The following is a 20,437-nucleotide window of genomic DNA, read 5'->3' on the forward strand; positions in this document are numbered from 1 at the left end:
TCCGGCGGCGTCAGCCGCCGGACTTGGTTTCAATGATCCGGTACATTGCTGATGACCACAGTCCTTCAACGATCCCTGGCGGATGCGCCAGCCGCGAATAACCAGGCCATTCTGGAAATGCGCGGCATTTCCCAGATCTTTCCCGGCGTCAAGGCGCTGGATGGCGTCAGCATTTCGCTTTATCCCGGCAAGGTCACTGCCCTGATCGGCGAAAACGGCGCGGGCAAATCGACCCTCGTCAAGATCCTGACCGGCATCTACCGCCCGAACGAGGGCGAGATCCTCGTCGACGGCAAGCCGACAACTTTCGCCAATGCGCAGGCCGCCATCGATGCCGGCGTCACGGCCATTCATCAGGAGACCGTGCTCTTCGACGAGCTGACCGTGGCCGAAAACATTTTCCTCGGTCATGCCCCGCGCACATCCTGGCGCACCATCGACTGGAAGACGATGAACAGCCGGTCGAAAGAGCTTCTTCAATCCCTCGAAAGCGCGATCGATCCGACAACCCGATTGAAAGACCTCTCCATCGCGCAGCGCCACCTTGTCGCAATCGCACGCGCTTTGTCGATCGAGGCACGCATCGTCATCATGGACGAGCCCACCGCCGCCCTTTCGCGCAAGGAGATCGACGATCTTTTCCGCATCGTCGAGGGGCTGAAAGCGCAGGGCAAGACTATCCTGTTCATCAGCCACAAGTTCGACGAACTCTACGAGATCGCCGACAATTTCGTCGTCTTCCGCGACGGCAAGGCCGTCGGCCACGGGGCGCTCAAGGAGACGCCGCAGGACGAAATCGTCCGCATGATGGTCGGACGCGACGTCAAGGACGCCTTTCCGAAAGTGGCGGTTACCATCGGCGACACCGTTCTCGAGGTGGACAAATACTGTCACCGCACGGAATTCCGGGACATTTCCTTCAAGCTCAGGCGCGGCGAGATCCTTGGCGTTTACGGCCTGATCGGCGCCGGACGCTCGGAGCTTTGCCAGTCGCTTTTCGGCATTACCAGACCGCTGTCCGGACGCCTGATGCTCGACGGCCGGGAAATTCACGTCCGCTCGCCGCAGGACGCTATCGGCGCCGGCATCGTCTATGTGCCGGAAGAACGCGGACGCCACGGCCTGGCCCTGCCGATGCCGATCTACCAGAACATGTCGCTGCCCTCGCTCGGGCGCACCTCGCGGAAAGGCTTCCTGAAGGCGGCCAACGAATTCGCCCTCGCGCGCAAATATGCCGAAAGGCTCGATCTTCGCGCCGCAGCCCTCTCCGTGCCGGTCGGCACGCTGTCCGGCGGCAACCAGCAGAAGGTGGTCATCGGCAAATGGCTGGCGACGCAGCCGAAGATCATCATTCTGGACGAGCCGACAAAGGGTATCGATATCGGCTCGAAGGCGGCCGTCCACGGTTTCATCAGCGAGCTTGCGGCCGAAGGCCTCAGCATCATCATGATTTCTTCCGAACTGCCCGAAATCCTCGGCATGTCGGATCGTGTGCTGGTCATGAAGGAAGGCCTGTCGGCAGGCTTGTTCGAGCGCGAGGGGCTGACGCCGGAAACGCTGGTGCGCGCCGCCACGGGCAACGCATAGGGCGCAACGGCTTTTCTTCGATCAGCCAGAACGCTCTCACTGTTTGTTTTTGCCGCATTGACGCGGCGCCGGGTGAGGACGCCTGGCCGCGGAATGCTTTAGGGAGGACGGGATGCCACGCATCCTCAAAAAGCGCGAAACACTGCTTGCCATCATCATCGTCGTGATGATCGCCGGCTTCGCAACGCGTGCTGCCGGCTTTGCCGAGCCGGCCAATCTCGCCAATATCTTCAACGACACATCGATCCTCATCATTCTGGCGCTTGCCCAGATGACGGTCATCCTGACGAAATCGATCGATCTGTCCGTCGCTGCCAACCTGGCGCTGACGGGCATGGCCGTCGCGATGCTGAATGCAGCCTATCCCGACATTCCGCTGATCGCGCTCGTCGTCACCGCCGTCGTGATGGGGGCGGTTCTCGGCGCCATCAACGGCTATCTCGTCTGGGTGCTGGAGATCCCGCCCATCGTCGTGACGCTCGGGACGTTGACCATCTATCGCGGCATGGCCTTCGTGCTGTCGGGCGGCGCCTGGGTCAACGCGCATCAGTTCACCCCGGTCTTTCTCAACGTGCCGCGCACGCCGCTTCTCGGCCTGCCCGTGCTTGCATGGATCGGCATCGCCATCGTACTGATCATGTATCTGCTGCTGCGCTATACGCAGTTCGGCCGCTCGGCCTACGCGAGCGGCGGCAATCCGGTCGCGGCCGTTTATGCCGGCGTCGATGTCGGCAGGACGCGCTTCCTCGCCTTCGTCCTTTCCGGCGCCCTCGCCGGACTCAGCGGCTATCTCTGGGTGTCGCGCTATGCCGTCGCCTATGTCGATATCGCCAACGGTTTCGAGCTCGACAGCGTCGCAGCCTGCGTCATCGGCGGCATCTCGATTGCCGGCGGGGTCGGTTCGGTGGCCGGCGCCGTGCTCGGCGCCCTGTTCCTCGGCGTCATCAAGAATGCCCTTCCGGTCATCGGCATTTCGCCGTTCACGCAGATGGCGATATCAGGCACCGTCATTATCCTTGCGGTCGTCTTCAACGCCCGGCGCGAACGCAATCGCGGCCGCATCATTCTCAGGGATCAGGCCGCAAAGGATACCGCCAGCCAGGGAGCAAGCGCATGAGCAGCCCTTCGCAAACGTCGACGGAAAAGCGCGCCATTCCAGATCGCCTCGGCACGCCCTTCAAGCGCATCATGTCGAGCTGGGAGATGCTGCTCTTCGGTGTGGCCATCGCCATCTTCATCTTCAATTCGCTGGCCTCGCCCTATTTCCTCGATCCTTACAATCTCTCCGACGCCACGTTCAATTTCACCGAAAAGGCGATGATCGCCTTTGCCATGGCGCTGCTGGTCATCGCGGGCGAGATCGATCTTTCGGTCGCCGCGATCATCGCGCTTGCCTCGACGGCCATGGGGGCCGCCGCGCAGGTCGGTGTCGACACGCCCGGCCTCGTTGCGATCGGCCTCGGCGTCGGCCTCGTCTGCGGCATCTTCAACGGCTTCCTGGTCTCCGTGCTGAAACTGCCGTCGATCGTCGTCACCATCGGCACGATGAGCCTGTTCCGCGGCATCTCCTATATCGTGCTCGGCGATCAGGCCTATGGCAATTACCCGGATAGTTTCGCCTATTTCGGCCAGGGTTACGTCGTCTGGGTCTTCTCGTTCGAATTCGTCCTGTTCATCGTTCTGGCGATCGCCTTTGCGATCCTGCTGCATGCGACGAATTTCGGCCGTCAGGTCTATACCATCGGCAACAATGATTTCGCCGCGCGCTTCTCGGGCATCCCGGTGGAGCGGGTCAAGTTCATCCTGTTTCTCCTGACCGGCATCATGAGCGGCGTCGCCGCCGTGTGCCTCACCTCGCGCCTCGGCTCCACGCGCCCGTCGATAGCGCTCGGCTGGGAACTGGAGGTCGTCACGATGGTCGTGCTCGGCGGCGTGTCGATCCTCGGCGGCTCGGGCACCATCGGCGGGGTCGTCATCGCCGCCTTCGTGATGGGCCTCGTCACCTTCGGCCTCGGTCTGCTCAACGTTCCCGGCATCGTCATGTCGATCTTCATCGGCCTCCTCCTTATCATCACCATCGCGCTTCCGATCGTGGCCAGGCGCATCAAGACCATGAGCTCCAAATGACATCGGCTCTCGAACGCCACGCCTTCAAGATGACGCTCAATCCCGGCATGGAAGCGGAATACCGCAAGCGCCACGACGAGATCTGGCCCGAACTTGTCGACCTGCTGCATCAGGCCGGGGTCAGCGACTATTCCATCCATCTCGACCGCGAGACGAACACGCTTTTCGGCGTGCTGACACGGCCGAAGGATCACACCATGGCGAGCCTGCCGGAACACCCCGTCATGAAGAAATGGTGGACGCATATGTCCGACATCATGGCGGCCAATCCCGATAACTCGCCGATTCAGAGCGATCTCGTCACGGTCTTTCATCTGCCATGAGCACCGCGAAAGCTTACCGCCATATCGCCGTGATCGATATCGGCAAGACCAACGCCAAGGTGGTCGTGCTCGACGCCGGAACCGGCGCCGAGATTGCCGCCGTCAAGACCGCCAACGGCGTTCTGAAGACGGGGCCATACCCGCACTACGACATCGAAGGACTGTGGGGTTTCATCGTCTCGGCCCTGAAAAACTTCGCCCAAACGCCGGGGTTCGATGCCATATCGATCACCACCCATGGCGCATCGGCGGCGATGCTTGCAGCCGATGGCAGTCTTGCCATGCCGGTTCTCGACTATGAGCATGGCTATCCCCGGGCCATAGCGGACGCCTATGAGCGTTTGCGGCCAAAATTTGCCGAGACGTTTTCGCCGCGCCTGTCGATGGGGCTCAATGTCGGTGCGCAGATCCACTATCTGAAAAGCACATTTCCCGCAGACTTCTCCCGCGTCGCCACGATCCTGACCTATCCGCAATATTGGGCATTCCGCCTGAGCGGCGTCGCGGCCAACGAAGTGACCTCGCTCGGCTGCCACACCGATCTCTGGAACCCGAACACCCAAAATTATTCGTCCCTGGTCGACACACTTGGCATTCGCGCGTTGATGGCGCCCGTGCGCTCGGCTTTCGATGCGCTCGGGCCGGTTCTGCCGGCGCTTGCCGGCGAGATGGGACTTGCGAAGGCAGTCCCCGTCTATTGCGGCATCCATGATTCCAACGCGTCGCTTCTGCCGCATCTGGTGGAAAACGAGGCGCCCTTCGCCGTGGTTTCCACGGGAACATGGGTCATCAGCTTCGGTGTCGGCGGCGATCTGGAGCACCTCGATCCCAAACGGGACGCGCTTGCCAATGTCGATGCCTATGGCCGTGCCGTGCCATCGGCCCGTTTCATGGGCGGCCGCGAGTTCGAGATTCTGGCTGCCGAAATCGGCGACGCACCGTCCGGCGCCGTCGAGGCCGCGCTTGAAACCGCGATCGGGAAGGGCCTGATGCTGCTGCCCAACGTGGTCGAGGGCTCCGGGCCTTTTCCGGGCAGGAAAATGCGATGGGCCGGCGGCAGCGCGGCAGAGGCGGCCGAACGGCTCGCGGCCGTCAACCTGTACCTCGCCCTGATGACGGAAGCCTGCCTCGATTTGATCGGCGCCAAGGGACCGGTGTTCGTCGAGGGGCCTTTTGCTCTCAATCGTGCCTATCTCACCGCGTTGGCTGCGGTGACAGGCAGCGATGTCATCGCCTTGCCGGGCTCGACGGGGACCAGCCAGGGCGCTGCCCTGCTGACGGGAATTCGCCCGCCCGCGGCTGCGGAAAAGGCCCCGCTTCGCGCAGATCTACAGGGAATGCGACCCTATCGGCAAGCCTGGCGCGATGCCTTGGCCGACTAGAACCTTTTGTTTTTACGCAATTGCGGAGGAACAACCGCTGCGCGCCTTTCCTGGAGTTGCTCTAGACGCTCATCCCGTCGAGCTCTGCCGCCGCGATGTCCGCGACGTTGAGGGGTGACTGCACCTGGTCGCTCTGGCCGTCCTCGATCATCCACGCCGCCGAAAGGCCGGCCCAGGCGACAATCCATTGCAGGAGGCGCCGGGGTTCGAGGCGCGCCGCTTCGGCGACAACGTGAACCTGCCGCGCGAGGCGGCCGGGAGCGATTGCGACGGCATTATCGGGGTTGCAGAAGAGATTGGCATAGTCGAAGCCGCGCTCGCCTTGCAAGCCTTTCGGATCGATTGCGAGCCAGCCTCGTTCCGCGAAGTCCAGAATATTGCCGTGATGAACGTCGCCATGCAGGGTCACGACATCGCGGGGCTCGGAGAGCAGCGTGGCGGCGGTGGCCGCAGACCGCACGAAGATGCCGCCCTCGCGACAAGCCGTGGCTTCGAGGGCACGAAATCGATGGGTTAGCGGCATCAATTGCGGCAAGGATGCGCCGCGCGATGCATGCAGCGCAGCAACGGCTCCGCAGATGATGCGGCTTGCCTCGTCATCCCGGCCATTCCTCGCCATGTCAGCGAGAGATCGATGGCCCCGCGCTCGCTCCAGCAGGATGGCATCGTCCTGATGCTCAAGGACACGGGCCGCGCCAACGCCATTCCACCGGACCATGAGGGCGGCACCCCGTTTCTCCTCCGGTTCGACGGCGATCTTCAGCATGGCAGGCTGGCCGTCCCGGCCGACGGGGAAAAGCCGGCTGGAATGCGTCGCAAACGGGGCGCCGTCCGGGATCAGCCGCCAGAGGTCGAAATAGATTTCCGCATCTTTGTTCTCATTCACGCGGCATCAGCTCCCCGGCTTACGTCGTCCCACGACAAGCGGCATTGGCACCTCAACGGACGGGATCCTGCAGGCGACGATTTCCGTTCTTAGACCCACCGTAGCGGACCGCCATATCACTTAGGCATTGGCCGCGCGGATACAACAACCATCCCTCGTTGAAAGTTTGCGAAAAATCGTCAAAATTGTCGCCGCAACGGTTATTTTCTTGCGGAATCGTCGCAATATTCCTACACAAAATACCCTCATGGGCGCTTTCGAGATCAAAAAAAATGTCCGAAAGCGATCATCGGCTTCGATATCAGCTTTGTCTCTTTCGAAAAGAACGCCTCACGGCAGTTTGCGCGTCGGGACAGGTGATTGCAGGCGGGTTCAAAGGGCGCTGCCGCGCCCATCCAAGGAGAGCTAACATGAGTCTGAAGACATTGACGGCCGCGACCTTCGTCGCTTCGCTGGCCTTCGCACCTCTCGCACATGCGGACATCACCATCGGTCTCATCGCGCCGCTGACCGGCCCGGTCGCGGCTTATGGCGAGCAGGTCAAGAACGGCGCGCAGACCGCCATCGACGAAATCAACAAGAGCGGCGGCGTTCTCGGTCAGAAGCTCGTTCTGAAGCTCGGCGACGACGCCGGCGACCCGAAGCAGGGCGTATCCGTCGCCAACGGCTTCGTCGGCGACAGCATCCGCTTCGTCGTCGGCCCGGTAACCTCGGGCGTCGCCATCCCGGTCTCCGACGCGCTGGCCGAAAACGGCATCCTGATGGTCACGCCGACCGCAACGGCTCCGGACCTGACCAATCGCGGCCTGACCAACATCCTGCGCACCTGCGGTCGCGACGACCAGCAGGCAACCGTTGCCGCCGATTACGTCCTGAATCACTTCAAGGACAAGAAGATCGCAATCCTCAACGACAAGGGCGCCTACGGCAAGGGCCTGGCCGATGCCTTCAAGGCGACCCTCAACAAGGGCGGCGTCACCGAGGTCGTCAACGACTCTCTGACTCCCGGTGAAAAGGACTACAGCGCCCTGACCGCGAAGCTGAAGCAGGCGGGCGTCGAAGTGATCTACTTCGGCGGCTATCATCCGGAAGCGGGCCTGCTTGCCCGCCAGCTGCACGACATCTCCGTCAAGGCACAGATCATCGGCGGTGATGGCCTTTCCAACACCGAATATTGGGCAATCGCCAACGATTCGGCTGCCGGCACGCTCTTCACCAACGCATCCGACGCGCTGAAGAACCCGGATTCGCAGAGCGCCGTTGCAGCCCTCAAGGCACGCAATATCCCGGCGGAAGCCTTCACGCTGAACGCCTATGCCGCCGTACAGGTGCTGAAGGCCGGCATCGAAAAGGCCGGCAAGGCAGACGATGCCGAAGCCGTCGGCACCGCCCTGAAGAAGGGCGAGCCGATCGATACCGCCATTGGCAAAGTCACCTACGGCGAAACCGGCGACCTGACCTCGCAGAGCTTCTCGCTCTACAAGTGGGAAGGCGGCAAGATCGTTTCGGCCGAATAAGCCGTCGCATCAACGCTGTGAAATAGCGCCGGGCCACTTGCTGGCCCGGCTTTTTTTGCCGCTCTTCACCGGAGCGGCAGTGGTTCAGCAGACGGTGCGGAAGCGCTCGACGCAGGTCGCGAGAACCTCCTCGCCCGGCCGCTTCCACCAGTTGTTCTCCGAGAAGATCTCGACTTCCTGCAGGCCGAAAAAGCCTGCCTTCTCGATCTCGGCGCGAATGCGCTTGAGGTCGATGACGCCGTCGCCCATCATGCCGCGATCGAGCAGCAGGTCCGCCGTCGGCACGAGCCAGTCGCAGATATGATGGGCCAGGATACGGCCGCCGGCACCGGCCCGCGCGATCTGCTCGTGGAGCTTCGGGTCCCACCAGACATGGTAGACGTCGATGGCGACACCGATGCCTTCGCCCAGCAGATCGCAGATGTCGAGCGCCTGTTCCAGCGTGTTCACGCAGGCGCGATCGGCCGCGTACATCGGATGCAGGGGCTCGATCGCCAGCGGAATTCCCGCGCTGCGGGCATGAGGCAGGATCGCGGCGATGCCATCCGCCACCATCTCGCGGGCTTGAACAATATCCTTCGACCCCTCCGGCAATCCGCCGACGACAAGGACGAGGCAATCGGCATTCAGCGCCGCCGCCTCGTCGATCGCGCGCTTGTTGTCGTCGATTGCCGCTGCCCGGCCTTCGGCGCTCGCGGCGGGAAACATGCCGCCGCGGCAAAGACCAGTCACCTTCAGCTTGTTGTCGGCAACGATGCGCGCGGCTTCCGCAAGCCCGATCTTGTGCACCTGATCGCGCCAGGGGGCGATTGCGACGATATCCTGTTTCAGGCAGGCTTCGACCGCCTGGCGCATGTCGTATTGCTGGCGCACCGTCGCCAGATTGATGGATAGACCCTCTATGGCCATCGCGATGATCCTCCCCCGATCCTCTTATCCGCTACTCGATGCCGACCGTGGCAAGGATTGCCTTCATGCGGTAGGCCGCCAGGTCGGGATCGCGCAGCACCCGCGCCGTATCCGCCAGGCGGAACAGTTCCGAAAGATGCTGGATCGAACGGGCGCTCTGCTGGCCGCCGAGCATCTGGAAGTGATCCTGGAAGCCGTTGAGATAGGCGAGGAAGACGACACCGGTCTTGTAGAAGCGCGTCGGCGCCTTGAAGATATGGCGCGATAGCGGCACGGTCGGCGCCAGGATTGCATGGAAGGCGTCGAGATCGTTCTGCGCGAGCTTCGCCAAAGCAGCATTTGCCGCCGGCGCAATGGCATCGAAGATGCCGAGCAACGCATGCGAATAGCCTTGCTCGTCGCCGGCGATCAGTTCGGCATAGTTGAAGTCGTCTCCGGTATACATCTTGACCGACGGATCGAGCCGGCGGCGCATGACGATTTCCTTTTCCGCCGAAAGCAGCGATATCTTCACGCCATCGATCTTGGCCGCGTTCTGGTTGATGATCGCAACCGCCGTCTCCATGGCCTGCGTGTCGTCGGCCGATCCCCAATAGCCCGCGAGAGCCGGATCGAACATCGAACCGAGCCAGTGAATGATGACCGGCTCCCTGACCTGGCCGAGAATGCGGTCGTAGACGCGGACATAATCGTCCGCGCTCCTGGCGGCCGCGGCAAGAGCCCGGCTCGCCATGAGAATGACGCGGCCGCCCTGCCCTTCCACATAGGCAACCTGCTCTTCGTAGGCGGCAATGACATCGTCTATCGTGACATCGGAACCCGGTTGCAGATGATCGGTCCCGGCGCCATAGGCGATCAGCGCATCCGGCCGTCCGCGGGCCGCCGACTGCGCATGCGCGATCAGCTCCTTCGCGCCGGTCCAGTCCAGACCCATGCCGCGCTGGGCGGTGTCCATCGCCTCAGCGACGCCAAGACCGAGACCCCACAGATATTCGCGGAAGGCGATTGTGCGCTCCCAGTCGATATTCCGGTCGAGCCAGGGATCGTTGTCGGCAAGCGCATCGACCACGACATGCGCGGCGGCGTATGCGACGCGATTGAAACGATAGCCGCCGGCAGGCTTTACCGGCGCTATCAGCGGCTCGCTGGCGGGAGTAAACGCAACGATGGCGCCACCGGCCGTTGGCAAACGAAGGCTTTTCGTCATCAGAGCCGCCCCCTGCTAAGCGGAGAGGGACGGCACGTCGATCCATCGACGTTCGGCCCAGCTCTTCTGCGCAAGCTCCGCCAGCTGCACGCCCTTGGCGCCCTCGCGAAGCGTGAACTTCCACGGCGCGTCCTCGGCGACATGGCGCAGGAACTCTTCCCATTGCACCTTGAAGCCGTTGTCGAAGACCTGCGTGTCCGGCACCTCGTCCCAGGTGTCGAAGAAGTTGATCGGCTGCGGCTGATCTGGATTCCATACGGGCTTCGGCGTATTGACCCGATGCTGGGTCCAGCAACGCATCAGGCCGCAGACGGCGGAACCGTGAGTGCCGTCGACCTGGAAGGTGACGAGATCGTCTCGACGGACCCGGACGGCCCAGGAGGAATTGATATGGGCGATGACGCCGCCCTCCAGCTCGAAGGTGGCGTAGGCGGCATCGTCGGCGTCGGCGGCATAGGCTTTGCCGTTCTCATCGACACGGCCCGGAATATGCGTCGCGCCGAGGCAGCTGACCGACTTGACGTCGCCGAACAGATTGTCGAGCACATAGCGCCAATGCGGCAGCATATCGAGGATCATGCCGCCGCCGTCCTTCTTTCGGTAGTTCCAGGAGGGGCGCTGCGCCTTGACGCCCCAATCCCCTTCGAAGACCCAGTAGCCGAACTCCCCGCGCACGGAGAGGATCTTGCCGAAGAAGCCGCTGTCGCGCAGCATGGCGATCTTGCGCAGGCCCGGCAGGAACAGCTTGTCCTGGACGACGCCGTTCTTGACGCCGCGGCGCTCAGCGGAAGCAGCGACCGACAACGCCTCCTCAAGCGTCTCGGAAATCGGCTTTTCGCAATAGACATGCTTGCCGGCCGCAATCGCCCGCTCCAGCAGATCGACACGCATCTGCGTCGAGCCGGCATCGAAGAAGATCGTATTGTCCGGATCGGCAAGAGCGGCATCGAGATCGGTCGTCGTCCGGGAAAGACCGTGCTTGCGGGCGATGGCCTCGATCTTTTCGGCATTGCGCCCCACAAGCACCGGCTCGGGCATCAGCTTGTCGCCGTTCGACAGCAAAACACCGCCCTGTTCGCGGATCGCCAGGATGGAGCGCACGAGATGCTGGTTATAGCCCATGCGGCCGGTGATGCCATGCATGATGATGCCGATCGGCTTCGTTGCCATGAGTTCTTCCTCCCGTAAATAACTATATAGTTACATAACTGACATGACCAAACCATCCTGTCAACGGCCATCCTCGATGGCCGAAGCGGCAGTTATCGGCAGTTGCGGATGCTAGCGCACGGCGAGTCTTACGGACGCAAATACGCGAAGATGACGTCGACGATATGCTCGCCCCAGGCGTCGATTTCGGCCTTGTCCGAGAGGTTGCGGCGGAAGATCGTCGAGAGCGTCCAGCGGTTCGTCAGGAAGAACGAGCCGAGCGCGGCGATGCTCATATAGATCTTGACCGGATCGCAACCGGCACGGAAGACGCCTGTCGCGGCGCCGCGATCGAGCAGGCTCGAAATCTCCGATACCAGCGGCGAATGCAGCTCGAAAATGCGGGCGGAACGCTTCAGGAAGCGCGCCTTGTGCATGTTTTCCGTGCTGAGAATCCCGAGGAATTCGGGGTGATCCAGAAAATACTGCCAGGTGAAGACCACCAGTTCGCGCATGCCGTCCGCCGGCGAGCGGTGGGAAAGATCGAGCTTCGCCTCCGCCGAGCGAATGGCGATATAGCTGCCTTCCAGAACGGCGACGTAAAGCGCGTCCTTGCCGCCAAAATAATGATAGAGCATCCGCTTGTTGATCTTGGCGCGCTCGGCTATCGCATCGACGCGCGCGCCGCCATAGCCGCGCTCGGCAAATTCCCTGGTTGCGGCAGCCAGAATCGCCTTGCTGGTGCGCTCCGCATCCCGCAGACGGGGCCGTTCCGAAGCCTTGCGCGAAGAGGTTTGTTCTGCATCCGCAAGATCCGGGCTCTTTGCGCTGCGCTTCACGGCTTTGGCTTCCGACATCATGGCTCCCGGCATTTCTCAGAGCTTATGCGGCCCCTTCTCGCGCCGATAAGTAAACGATCATCGCATAAGTTGACAGTCCCTGGCGAATCCGGAGCCATAGTAACTATACGGTTATATCGATTTAAATGCGGATATGACGTGAAAGACCGCCGGGAAAAACAGCTTGCCGCATTCGCCGGGACCGCCTCGGCCGGCGCTTCGGACAGGCCGGGACATTGCAGCGATCTTGCTTTCCGGGCCGGTCCGGCCCTAGAGAACAACAGGGAGCGGCACCGGATGACCATGACGGAAAAACAGATTGCAATCATAGGCGGCGGGCCTGCGGGCCTGATGGCCGCGGAAACCCTATCCCTGCTCGGTCATCGCGTCACCGTCTATGACGGTATGCCGACGGTCGCGCGCAAGTTTCTGCTGGCGGGAAAATCCGGTCTCAACATCACACATTCGGAAGATTACCGGCTTTTTGCCGGTCGTTTCGGCGCAACTTCGGCCCGATTGCGCCCCGCGCTCGATGAATTCAGGCCCGACGATGTCAAGGCATGGGCGGAAGGGCTGGGAACAGAAACCTTCGTGGGCTCTTCCGGCCGCGTGTTCCCGAAAGCCATGAAGGCATCGCCGCTGCTGCGCGCTTGGCTCGCAAGGCTGGAGGCACGCGGCGTCGGCATCCTGACACGGCATCGCTGGTGCGGGTTCGATGGCAATCTCCTGGCATTCGAAACACCCCGGGGACGCCGGCTTATCCGCCATGACGCCGTTCTGCTTGCGCTGGGCGGGGCGAGCTATGCCCGGCTGGGGTCGGATGCGGCATGGGTGAGCTGGCTTCGCGACAGGGGGGTGAAGATCGCCGCTTTCCAGCCGGCCAATTGCGGTTTCGACGTCACCTGGAGTGCGACATTCGGCGAACGTTTCGCCGGCGAGCCGCTCAAGGCCGTGACGGCAACGTCGGAGGCGGGAACTTTTCCAGGCGAATTCGTCATCTCCACGACCGGGATCGAAGGCAGCCTCGTCTATGCACATGCCGCCTCGCTGCGCGATCGCTTGACGAAAAAAGGCGAGGCTTCGCTCGTGGTCGATCTGGCGCCCGGACGCAGCGAGCAGCGGCTGATGCGCGATCTGGCGCGGCAGGATCCGAAAGCCAGCTTTTCCAACCGCCTGCGCAAAGGGGCCGGTATCGAGGGCGTCAAGGCCGGCCTGCTGCGCGAGCTTGCCGATGCCGCCGCTCTTTCGCACCCGGAGCGGCTTGCGAGCCTGATCAAAGCCTTACCTATTCCATTGCTGAGACCCAGGCCCATTGCCGAGGCCATTTCGTCGGCGGGCGGCATCCTGTGGGATGAGCTCGATGACGGCTACATGCTGAAAAAACTCCCCGGCATGTTCGTCGCCGGCGAAATGATCGATTGGGAAGCGCCGACCGGCGGCTATCTCCTGACGGCCTGCCTTGCGACAGGCCGCGCCGCGGCCAACGGCATGGATTCCTGGCTCATGAACAATTGAGCCATCCTCGATGCGCGGCCCGTCAGCCGATCCGGCCCTTCGCCATCAGCCAGGCGACCGATTCCTGAACAGCCTGCAGCGACGTGTAGCGAGGCCGGTAGCCAAGCAGTCGCTCGGCCTTGGCAATCGAGCAATTCGGACTTCTGGCAATATGCTCCCATGTTGCCTGCGCATCCTCCGGCATCTGGCTTTCAGCCCATGTCTCGTAAGGCAAAAACTCAAGCCTGGGTTCGTGTCCGAACCAGCGCGACATGGCTTCCGCATAGCCTCTGAGCGTGAGCGCACCGCCTGAAACCGCGTGAAATGCCTCTCCGGTCGAAGCGCGCCAGTTGGCGATCGCCCCCATGAACATCTGCGCGACGTCGTCCGCATGGACATGGTGAACCGTCTCCAGACCGAAATTCGGCAAGATGAGCGTTTCATGGCGGGCCAGGGTCGAGAATACCGACAGATTGAAGTGCCCGGCAGGATTGAGAGGCGCCCAGCCGGGTCCGACAATATGGCCGGGATGGATGACGGTTGCGGGAAATCCGCTACGATGCGCTTCCTCCAGCAAATATGTTTCGATGGCTTCCTTCTGGATGCCGTAGTCGCCGAAGGGCCGCTTCGGCGCCTCCTCCGGTGTCGGAACGACGGTGGGAAAGCCGTGCGTCCAGATCGTGCCCGTATGCAGGAAATGGCCGATATGGTCGGCAAGCGCCTCCGTCAGATGCTTTGCGCTGTCGGGGGTAAAGCAGATCATGTCGATCACGATATCCGGCTTCAACGCACGGATGGCCGGTCCGAAACTGCCGTCCCTCTCCATCGCGGCGCGATCCATCGTCCGTATCTCGATCTCATCCCATGCCCTGTTTGGCGAATAGGGTTGCGCCTGCCCGCGGCTGATCGCCACGACCTCGTGTCCGGCCTCCACCAACCGCGGCACGAGATAGGTGCCGACATGGCCGGTCGCTCCGATAACCACTGTGCGCGTCATGATGGTCTCCCGGCAAACGAGATCGAAATCGCCTGCCACTGAAAATCGAGGATGGATCTGCCCATAAGAATAGGAGAGCGAGCGGCTTTGTCACCTGAACAATGAAGAGGCTCTCGATTTTGCCGGGAGCGCCCGGCGGCTCGCTATTTCGATACCGCCGGCTCCTCAGCCTCGTCCTCCGAACGGATATAGACCTCCAGCGTGTAACCTATATGCTCGGTCATCAGTGCCTTGGCGCGCTCCAGATCGCGGTCGAGGGCGGCCTCCATCAGGGCCGTGTGGTGCTCGATCGCCATGGCGTCCTGCAGGGCGGCGACCGCCTTTTCATAACCGATCGACAGGCCCGCCGCCGCGCGCTGGGTCGGCGCCAGGCCGAGGAAGCGATGATGACGCCGCAGCTGGTCGATGATGGTCGACTGGAAACGCAAAAGCCAGTTCGAGGTTGCCGCGCTCACCAGCGCGGCATGAAAGGCGGTGTGCTTCTCATCCCATTCGTCCGCCATTTCCTCTGAAGCGGAATCGGCCACGATCTTGCAGCGCGACAGGCGATAATGCGCCGTCACGACCGCCGATTCCCAATCCGGACCGCCCTTCTCGATCGATTCCATCAGCAGAGGCAGTTCCACGAACATGCGCGCCCTCGTCAGATCCTCCAGCTCGGCGCGCGAGACGGGGGCGACCGCAAAGCCACGATTGCTGATCGCGGTGACAAGCTTTTCCGCCTCCAATCTCGACAGCGCCTCGCGCAGCGGAGTCCAGCCGACGCCATAGGCGTCCCGAAGGGCACTGAGCCGCAGGGACGCGCCGGGCCTCAGCCTGGTATTGAGGATGTCGCGTCGCAGCAGCCAGTAGGCTGCTTCGGTTTTGCTCAAGGCATCCTTGTCCTGCATTGTGCTCGTCCCGATCCTCCCAATGCCAGATTATATATAAAATCCCCAAATCGGGAAATTATATATTAAAGCCTCGTCTGGTGAATATCATATATCACAAATTGACAGGCTTGCAGCAGTCGCTATGATCCCTGCCCAAGAGGGCCGATGGAAGACGGCTCCTTTTGACATTCGGGAGGAAAATATGAGCAGATCTACGTCCAAGTGGCTGTCCGGCCTCGTTGTAGCCGGCGCCTTCATGGCAAGCGTCACCACGGCATCCGCCGAGCCCATCAAGATCGCAATCGCCAATTTCGGCGAGCATCCCCAGCTCAACGCATCGATCGCCGGCTTCAAGAAGGCGCTCGCCGACAACGGCTTCGTCGAAGGCAAGGATGTCGTCTACTCGGAAAGCAACACCAGCTTCGACGCCTCGCTGGTGCCGCAGATGATCGCCAAGCTGCAGTCCGAACATCCGAAGCTGATGTACACGGTCACGACGCCCGTATCGCAGATCGCCAAGAAGGCGCTCGCCGGCTCCGGCATCCCGATCGTCTTTACCGCCGTGACCGATCCGGTCGCCGCAAAGCTCGTTCCATCGTGGGATGCGGGCGACGACGGCATCACCGGCTCAAGCGACCTGCAGGACATTTCCGCCATCCTGACCTTCACCAAGAAGCTGCTTCCGAATGCCAAGCGCATCGGCGTGCCTTATAACCCGGGCGAGGCCAACGACGTCGCACTGATCGACAAGGTCAAGGCGGCCGCACCGGCCGCCGGCTTCGAAGTGGTGCCCGTCGGCGTCGACAACGTCAACGACATCCAGCAGCGCATCGCATCGCTCGCCGGCAAGGCAGACGTCATCTACACGCCCGCTTCGAACCTGCTGCAGCCGGCGATCCCCGCCGTTGCCGCCGCCGCCCGCCAGGCGCAGATCCCGATCGTCAATTCAGACGACGCCGCCGTTCGCAATGGCGTCGTGCCGGCAAGCTTTGCCGTGAACTACGAGCAGGTCGGTGAAAATGCCGGCAAGATCGCCGTGCAGATCCTCAAGGGTGCCGACCCCAAGACGATCAAGCCCGCGCTCCCCGCCTATGAAGACCATGCGCCGCTGATCAACAAGGCCGTGCTGAAGGCATTCGGCGCAGAAGTGCCCGCATCGCTTGCCGATTGCAATTGCTTCACGAAGTAATTGGCGGCATCTTCCAAGGATCAATCCGATCCATGGCGGCGTTGAAAGCGCCGCCATTTTATAACCCTACACTGCAGGGGAGGCACGGATGCTCGACATCAAATCCGCGCGCAAGGTTTTCTACAGAGGCCAGCCCGACGAAAAAATCGCGCTCAACGGCCTGACGCTCTCCCTCAAAACAGGCGAATTCGGTGTCGTCATCGGCTCGAACGGCGCCGGCAAGAGCAGCATGCTGAATGCGATTTCGGGCGCGCTCAGTCTCGATTCCGGCCAGATCCTCATCAACGGCAACGACGTCACCGACATGCCCGTTCATAAGCGCGCGGCACGATTGGCCCGCGTGTTCCAGGATCCGATGAAGGGAACCGCCGCCAGCATGACCGTCGGCGAGAACATGCTTCTGGCCGAGCTGCGCGGCAAGAGCAGAGGATTTCGGCCGGGCCTCAACGCCGCCCGCCTCGCCGCCTACAAGGAACGCCTCGCCGTTCTCGGCCTGGGCCTGGAGAACCGCCTGGATACCAAGGTGGAGCTGCTTTCGGGCGGTCAGCGCCAGTCGCTGTCGCTCATCATGGCGGTGGGCGGTTCGCCGGATGTGCTGCTGCTCGACGAGCACACCGCAGCGCTCGATCCGCGCACGGCCGACATCGTCATGCAGGCAACGGTGCGCACCGTCGAGGCGCTGAAGCTGACGACATTGATGGTGACGCACAACATGCAGCACGCGGTCGATTTCGGCGACAGCATCATCATGCTCGATGCCGGCCGCGTCCATCTCGAAATTTCCGGCGAAGGCAAGCAGCGCATCACAGTGCCCGAGCTGATCGGCCACTTCGCCGTCAAGACCGACCGAATGCTGCTGGTGAGCTGACATCATGATGGATTTCATTCAGACAACCGTATCGAGCTTCATCTCGCTCATCCCGGTCACGCTGGCGCAGAGCTTCATTCTGAGCTTCGTCGTCCTCGGCATCATGATCCCCTTTCGAATGCTGAGCTTTCCGGACCTGACCAGCGAAGGCGCGTTTCCGCTCGGCGGCTGCGTCTGCGGCATATTGCTGGCTGCCGGTGTCACGCCGCCGCTCGCCATCGCCGCGGCTTTTGTCGTCGGCCTCGCCGCGGGCTGCTGCACGGCCTTCATACATCTTCGCTTCCGCATTCACACGCTGCTCGCCGGCATTCTGATGTCGACCATGCTCTACAGCATCAATCTCGGCATCATGGGCAAATCGAACCTGTCCGTCTTCGGCTCGCCGACGGTCTTCGACTGGGTGCCCTTCACGGCGCCCGGCTTTCCCGCCAGCAAGATCGTCATCGCCGGCCTGCTCGCCATCGTCGTGCTGATCGCCCTCAATCTCTACTTCAAGACGGAGAAGGGCACGGCCATGCGCGCCGTCGGCTCCAACCCCGACATGGCCGAGGCCCAGGGCATCAATGTCTGGGCGGCCACCATCGGCGGCGTCGGCATCGCAAGCGCCTTTTCCGCCAGCAGCGGTGCCCTCATGGTCCAGTCGCAGGGCTTTGCCGACGTCAACATGGGCATCGGCATCCTGATCAACGGCCTTGCGGCGCTCATGATCGGCGAGGCCTTCACCGGCAAGCAGACAGTCGTGCGTCAGCTGCTGGCGCCCTTCGTCGGCTCGATCATCTACTATCAGCTCGTATCGCTGTGCCTTGCCGCCGGCATGCCGCCGCCGAACCTGAAGCTCGCAACAGGCCTTTTCGTGCTCATCATGCTGGCGCTGCCGAGCATTCGCCGTAGCCGTGGCGGAGCGGCCACCAGAGAAACCATTCGCGAATAAGCTTAAGAGGCAAAACAGTATGAATAGCCTACCCGATCTCGCCGCCGTCGAGGCCATGGACGAGGCCGATCCGCTGCGCTCGTTTCGCAGCCGCTTTGCCCTGCCTTCCGGTGTCATCTATCTCGACGGCAATTCGCTCGGCGCGGCATCGCACGAAGTCTTTGCCGAGGTGCGCCAGGCTGCCATGGAGGAATGGGGCAACGGCCTGATCCGCAGCTGGAACAGCGCCGGATGGTTCCAGCTGCCGATCGAGCTTGGCGACCGCATCGGCCGGTTGGTCGGCGCCGCCCAAGGCCAGACCGTAGTCACCGACTCCACCTCGATCAATATCTACAAGACCCTGCATGCGGCTCTCGCGATGCGGCCTGGCCGCAACGTCATCGCCGCCGAGGGTGAAAGCTTTCCGACAGACCTCTATATGGCGGAAGGGGTCGTTTCGACGCGCCCCGGCCTGACGCTCCGCCTGGAGGGGCGGGATGCCGAGACTATAGAGGAACTCATCGACGACAGCGTCGCCGTCGTGCTCATCAATCATGTCAACTACAAGAGCGGCGAATTGCGCGACATGGCTGCGCTGACGAAGCGCATCCAGGCAGCCGGTGCGCTTGTCATCTGGGATCTGTGCCACAGCGCCGGTGCCCTGCCGGTGGACCTCGACGGTGCAGGCGCCGATTTCGCCGTCGGCTGCACCTACAAGTATCTGAATGGCGGTCCCGGCGCACCGGCCTTCATCTATGCGGCGAAACGCCATCACACATCCATCGTCCAGCCGCTCAGCGGCTGGTGGGGCCATGCCCGCCCCTTCGCGTTCGAACGAAGCTTTGACGGCGACGCCGGCATCAAGCGCTTCCTCTGCGGCACGCAGCCGATCCTGTCCCTGAGGGCATTGAAGGGCGCGCTGTCCATCTGGGACGAAGTCGACATGAATGCCCTGCGGCAAAAGAGCATAGCGCTCACCGATCTCTTCATCCGGCTGGTCGAGGCGACGTGCGGCCAATATGGCGTAGAGCTGGAGACGACGCGCGACAGCGGGAAGCGCGGCAGCCAGGTCTCCTTCAAGCACAGCAACAGCTACGAGATCATGCAGGCTCTGATCGAAAGCGGCGTCATCGGCGACTTCCGGGCGCCTTCGACCTTGCGCTTCGGCTTTACGCCGCTTTATGTCGGCTATCGTGATGTCTGGCGGGCCGCAAAAGTCCTGGAGGACATCCTGAGCAGCGGATCATGGAAGGAAGCACGCTTTGCCGTGCGCTCGGCCGTGACCTGATCCGCAAACGCCGGCGGCCGGAAAGAGGGAACTGGACATGAGCTATTTCAAGGTCGTCGATTGGGAGAGCGCCTACACCAACGGCGCCTATATCGTCGACGGCGATCGCTGGCCATCGGCCTGGGTCGAACCGGCCAAAACCTTCCGCGACAATCTGCTCGCGGCGGGACGCGCAAAGCTCGATATTGCCTATGGCCCGTCGCAGCGCAATCGCCTCGATCTGTTTTTGCCCGAAGGCCAGCCAAAGGGTTTGGTGGTGTTCGTCCACGGCGGCTACTGGCTGCAGCTCGACAAGAGCTACTGGTCGCACTTCGCAGCCGGCTCAATCGCGGCCGGCTACGCCGTCGCAATCCCGTCCTACACGCTTTGCCCGGAAAACCGCATCACCGGCATCGGCAAGGAGATTGCGGCCGCGATCACGGCGGCTGCCGCGTCGGTCGACGGCCCCATCGTCCTCACCGGACACTCGGCCGGCGGCCAGCTTGCCGCCCGCATGATGACGACGACGTCGCCGCTTGACGGGACGATCCTCAGGCGTATCCGGCATGTGCTTGCCATTTCCGGCGTGCACGACCTGCGCCCCATCATGAAGCGCAAAATGAACAAGGAACTTCGTATCGATGCGGCCGAAGCACAGACCGAAAGCCCGGTCCTGCTGGAGCCGGTGGATGCCATCCGCCTCACCTGCTGGGTCGGCGGCGCCGAGCGTGCCGAGTTCATCCGCCAGAACGCGCTGCTCGCCAATATCTGGACGGGACTTGGCGCGGCGACGGAAGCGGTGATCGAACCCGACAAGCATCATTATTCCGTGCTGGACGGCCTTATGGATGTCGGGCATTCGCTGACGCGAACCCTGCTGGCAGAATAGAGGTCGCGCAATCACCTCGGGATGA

At 62.4% G+C, this 20,437-nt stretch carries 19 protein-coding genes; 12 read left to right on the forward strand and 7 right to left on the reverse strand.

Annotated features, from left to right (window positions below; all coding sequences use genetic code 11):
* The first annotated feature begins 51 nt into the window (after positions 1–51).
* The 5 genes from ACJJVH_RS25125 to ACJJVH_RS25145 all read left to right on the forward strand — a co-directional run bounded on the left by ACJJVH_RS25125 (position 52) and on the right by ACJJVH_RS25145 (position 5,419).
* A complete protein-coding gene (locus tag ACJJVH_RS25125; RefSeq protein WP_412065451.1) occupies positions 52–1,587 on the forward strand; it encodes a sugar ABC transporter ATP-binding protein in 1,536 nt (511 codons plus the stop codon).
* A gap of 112 nt (positions 1,588–1,699) precedes the next feature.
* Positions 1,700–2,704 (forward strand): ABC transporter permease, encoded by a 1,005-nt coding sequence (locus ACJJVH_RS25130; RefSeq protein WP_112798510.1) that lies wholly within the window; start codon positions 1,700–1,702, stop codon positions 2,702–2,704.
* Positions 2,701–3,714: an ABC transporter permease gene (locus ACJJVH_RS25135; protein WP_113370677.1), complete on the forward strand. Its 1,014-nt coding sequence runs from the start codon at positions 2,701–2,703 to the stop codon at positions 3,712–3,714. Before ACJJVH_RS25130 ends, ACJJVH_RS25135 begins: the two co-directional genes overlap by 4 nt.
* A complete protein-coding gene (rhaM, locus tag ACJJVH_RS25140; protein WP_412065452.1) occupies positions 3,711–4,037 on the forward strand; it encodes an L-rhamnose mutarotase in 327 nt (108 codons plus the stop codon). The genes ACJJVH_RS25135 and rhaM overlap by 4 nt, the downstream gene beginning before the upstream one ends.
* Positions 4,034–5,419, forward strand: a complete 1,386-nt coding sequence (locus ACJJVH_RS25145) for an FGGY-family carbohydrate kinase (protein ID WP_412065453.1) — start codon at positions 4,034–4,036, stop codon at positions 5,417–5,419. Before rhaM ends, ACJJVH_RS25145 begins: the two co-directional genes overlap by 4 nt.
* Positions 5,420–5,480: 61 nt before the next feature.
* Here ACJJVH_RS25145 and ACJJVH_RS25150 read toward each other — a convergent pair whose 3' ends face one another.
* Complete coding sequence (locus tag ACJJVH_RS25150; RefSeq protein WP_412065454.1) at positions 5,481–6,305, reverse strand: aminoglycoside phosphotransferase family protein; 825 nt, start codon at positions 6,303–6,305, stop codon at positions 5,481–5,483.
* 410 nt (positions 6,306–6,715) lie between these two features.
* On the opposite strand from ACJJVH_RS25150, the gene ACJJVH_RS25155 reads away from it, so the two are divergent.
* Positions 6,716–7,822: a branched-chain amino acid ABC transporter substrate-binding protein gene (locus ACJJVH_RS25155; RefSeq protein WP_113357748.1), complete on the forward strand. Its 1,107-nt coding sequence runs from the start codon at positions 6,716–6,718 to the stop codon at positions 7,820–7,822.
* Positions 7,823–7,906: 84 nt separating this feature from the next.
* Here the strand turns inward: ACJJVH_RS25155 and ACJJVH_RS25160 are convergent, their stop codons facing one another.
* The 4 genes from ACJJVH_RS25160 to ACJJVH_RS25175 form a co-directional block, all read right to left on the reverse strand.
* Positions 7,907–8,731 (reverse strand): sugar phosphate isomerase/epimerase family protein, encoded by an 825-nt coding sequence (locus ACJJVH_RS25160; RefSeq protein WP_113391985.1) that lies wholly within the window; start codon positions 8,729–8,731, stop codon positions 7,907–7,909.
* A gap of 31 nt (positions 8,732–8,762) precedes the next feature.
* Positions 8,763–9,938, reverse strand: coding sequence for a dihydrodipicolinate synthase family protein (locus ACJJVH_RS25165; RefSeq protein ID WP_113357750.1), 1,176 nt, complete (start codon positions 9,936–9,938; stop codon positions 8,763–8,765).
* Positions 9,939–9,953: 15 nt separating this feature from the next.
* Complete coding sequence (locus ACJJVH_RS25170) at positions 9,954–11,108, reverse strand: Gfo/Idh/MocA family protein (protein ID WP_412065455.1); 1,155 nt, start codon at positions 11,106–11,108, stop codon at positions 9,954–9,956.
* Between the two features lie 128 nt (positions 11,109–11,236).
* Positions 11,237–11,944, reverse strand: a complete 708-nt coding sequence (locus ACJJVH_RS25175) for a TetR/AcrR family transcriptional regulator (protein WP_112800115.1) — start codon at positions 11,942–11,944, stop codon at positions 11,237–11,239.
* A gap of 285 nt (positions 11,945–12,229) precedes the next feature.
* On the opposite strand from ACJJVH_RS25175, the gene ACJJVH_RS25180 reads away from it, so the two are divergent.
* Entirely contained in the window at positions 12,230–13,441 is a 1,212-nt protein-coding gene (locus ACJJVH_RS25180) for a TIGR03862 family flavoprotein (RefSeq protein ID WP_412066222.1), read from the forward strand.
* Between the two features lie 22 nt (positions 13,442–13,463).
* Here the strand turns inward: ACJJVH_RS25180 and ACJJVH_RS25185 are convergent, their stop codons facing one another.
* Positions 13,464–14,417 carry an NAD-dependent epimerase/dehydratase family protein gene (locus ACJJVH_RS25185; protein WP_412065456.1) on the reverse strand — a complete coding sequence of 318 codons (954 nt, stop codon included), beginning with the start codon at positions 14,415–14,417 and terminating at the stop codon, positions 13,464–13,466.
* A 143-nt stretch (positions 14,418–14,560) separates the two neighbouring features.
* Positions 14,561–15,307, reverse strand: a complete 747-nt coding sequence (locus ACJJVH_RS25190) for a GntR family transcriptional regulator (protein WP_113357753.1) — start codon at positions 15,305–15,307, stop codon at positions 14,561–14,563.
* Between the two features lie 184 nt (positions 15,308–15,491).
* Here ACJJVH_RS25190 and ACJJVH_RS25195 point away from each other — a divergent pair, with 184 nt between their 5' ends.
* From ACJJVH_RS25195 to ACJJVH_RS25215, 5 genes are all read left to right on the forward strand, one after another.
* Positions 15,492–16,478 (forward strand): ABC transporter substrate-binding protein, encoded by a 987-nt coding sequence (locus ACJJVH_RS25195; protein ID WP_112800122.1) that lies wholly within the window; start codon positions 15,492–15,494, stop codon positions 16,476–16,478.
* An 88-nt stretch (positions 16,479–16,566) separates the two neighbouring features.
* Positions 16,567–17,346, forward strand: coding sequence for an ABC transporter ATP-binding protein (locus ACJJVH_RS25200; protein ID WP_112798533.1), 780 nt, complete (start codon positions 16,567–16,569; stop codon positions 17,344–17,346).
* Positions 17,347–17,353: 7 nt separating this feature from the next.
* Positions 17,354–18,277: an ABC transporter permease gene (locus tag ACJJVH_RS25205; RefSeq protein ID WP_113357823.1), complete on the forward strand. Its 924-nt coding sequence runs from the start codon at positions 17,354–17,356 to the stop codon at positions 18,275–18,277.
* 19 nt (positions 18,278–18,296) lie between these two features.
* Entirely contained in the window at positions 18,297–19,544 is a 1,248-nt protein-coding gene (gene kynU / locus ACJJVH_RS25210) for a kynureninase (RefSeq protein WP_412065457.1), read from the forward strand.
* Positions 19,545–19,581: 37 nt separating this feature from the next.
* Complete coding sequence (locus tag ACJJVH_RS25215) at positions 19,582–20,412, forward strand: alpha/beta hydrolase (protein ID WP_412065458.1); 831 nt, start codon at positions 19,582–19,584, stop codon at positions 20,410–20,412.
* Positions 20,413–20,437: the final 25 nt, after the last annotated feature.

This window comes from Rhizobium sp. SYY.PMSO (assembly GCF_046840415.1).
In the GTDB taxonomy this organism is placed as follows: Bacteria; Pseudomonadota; Alphaproteobacteria; order Rhizobiales; family Rhizobiaceae; genus Rhizobium.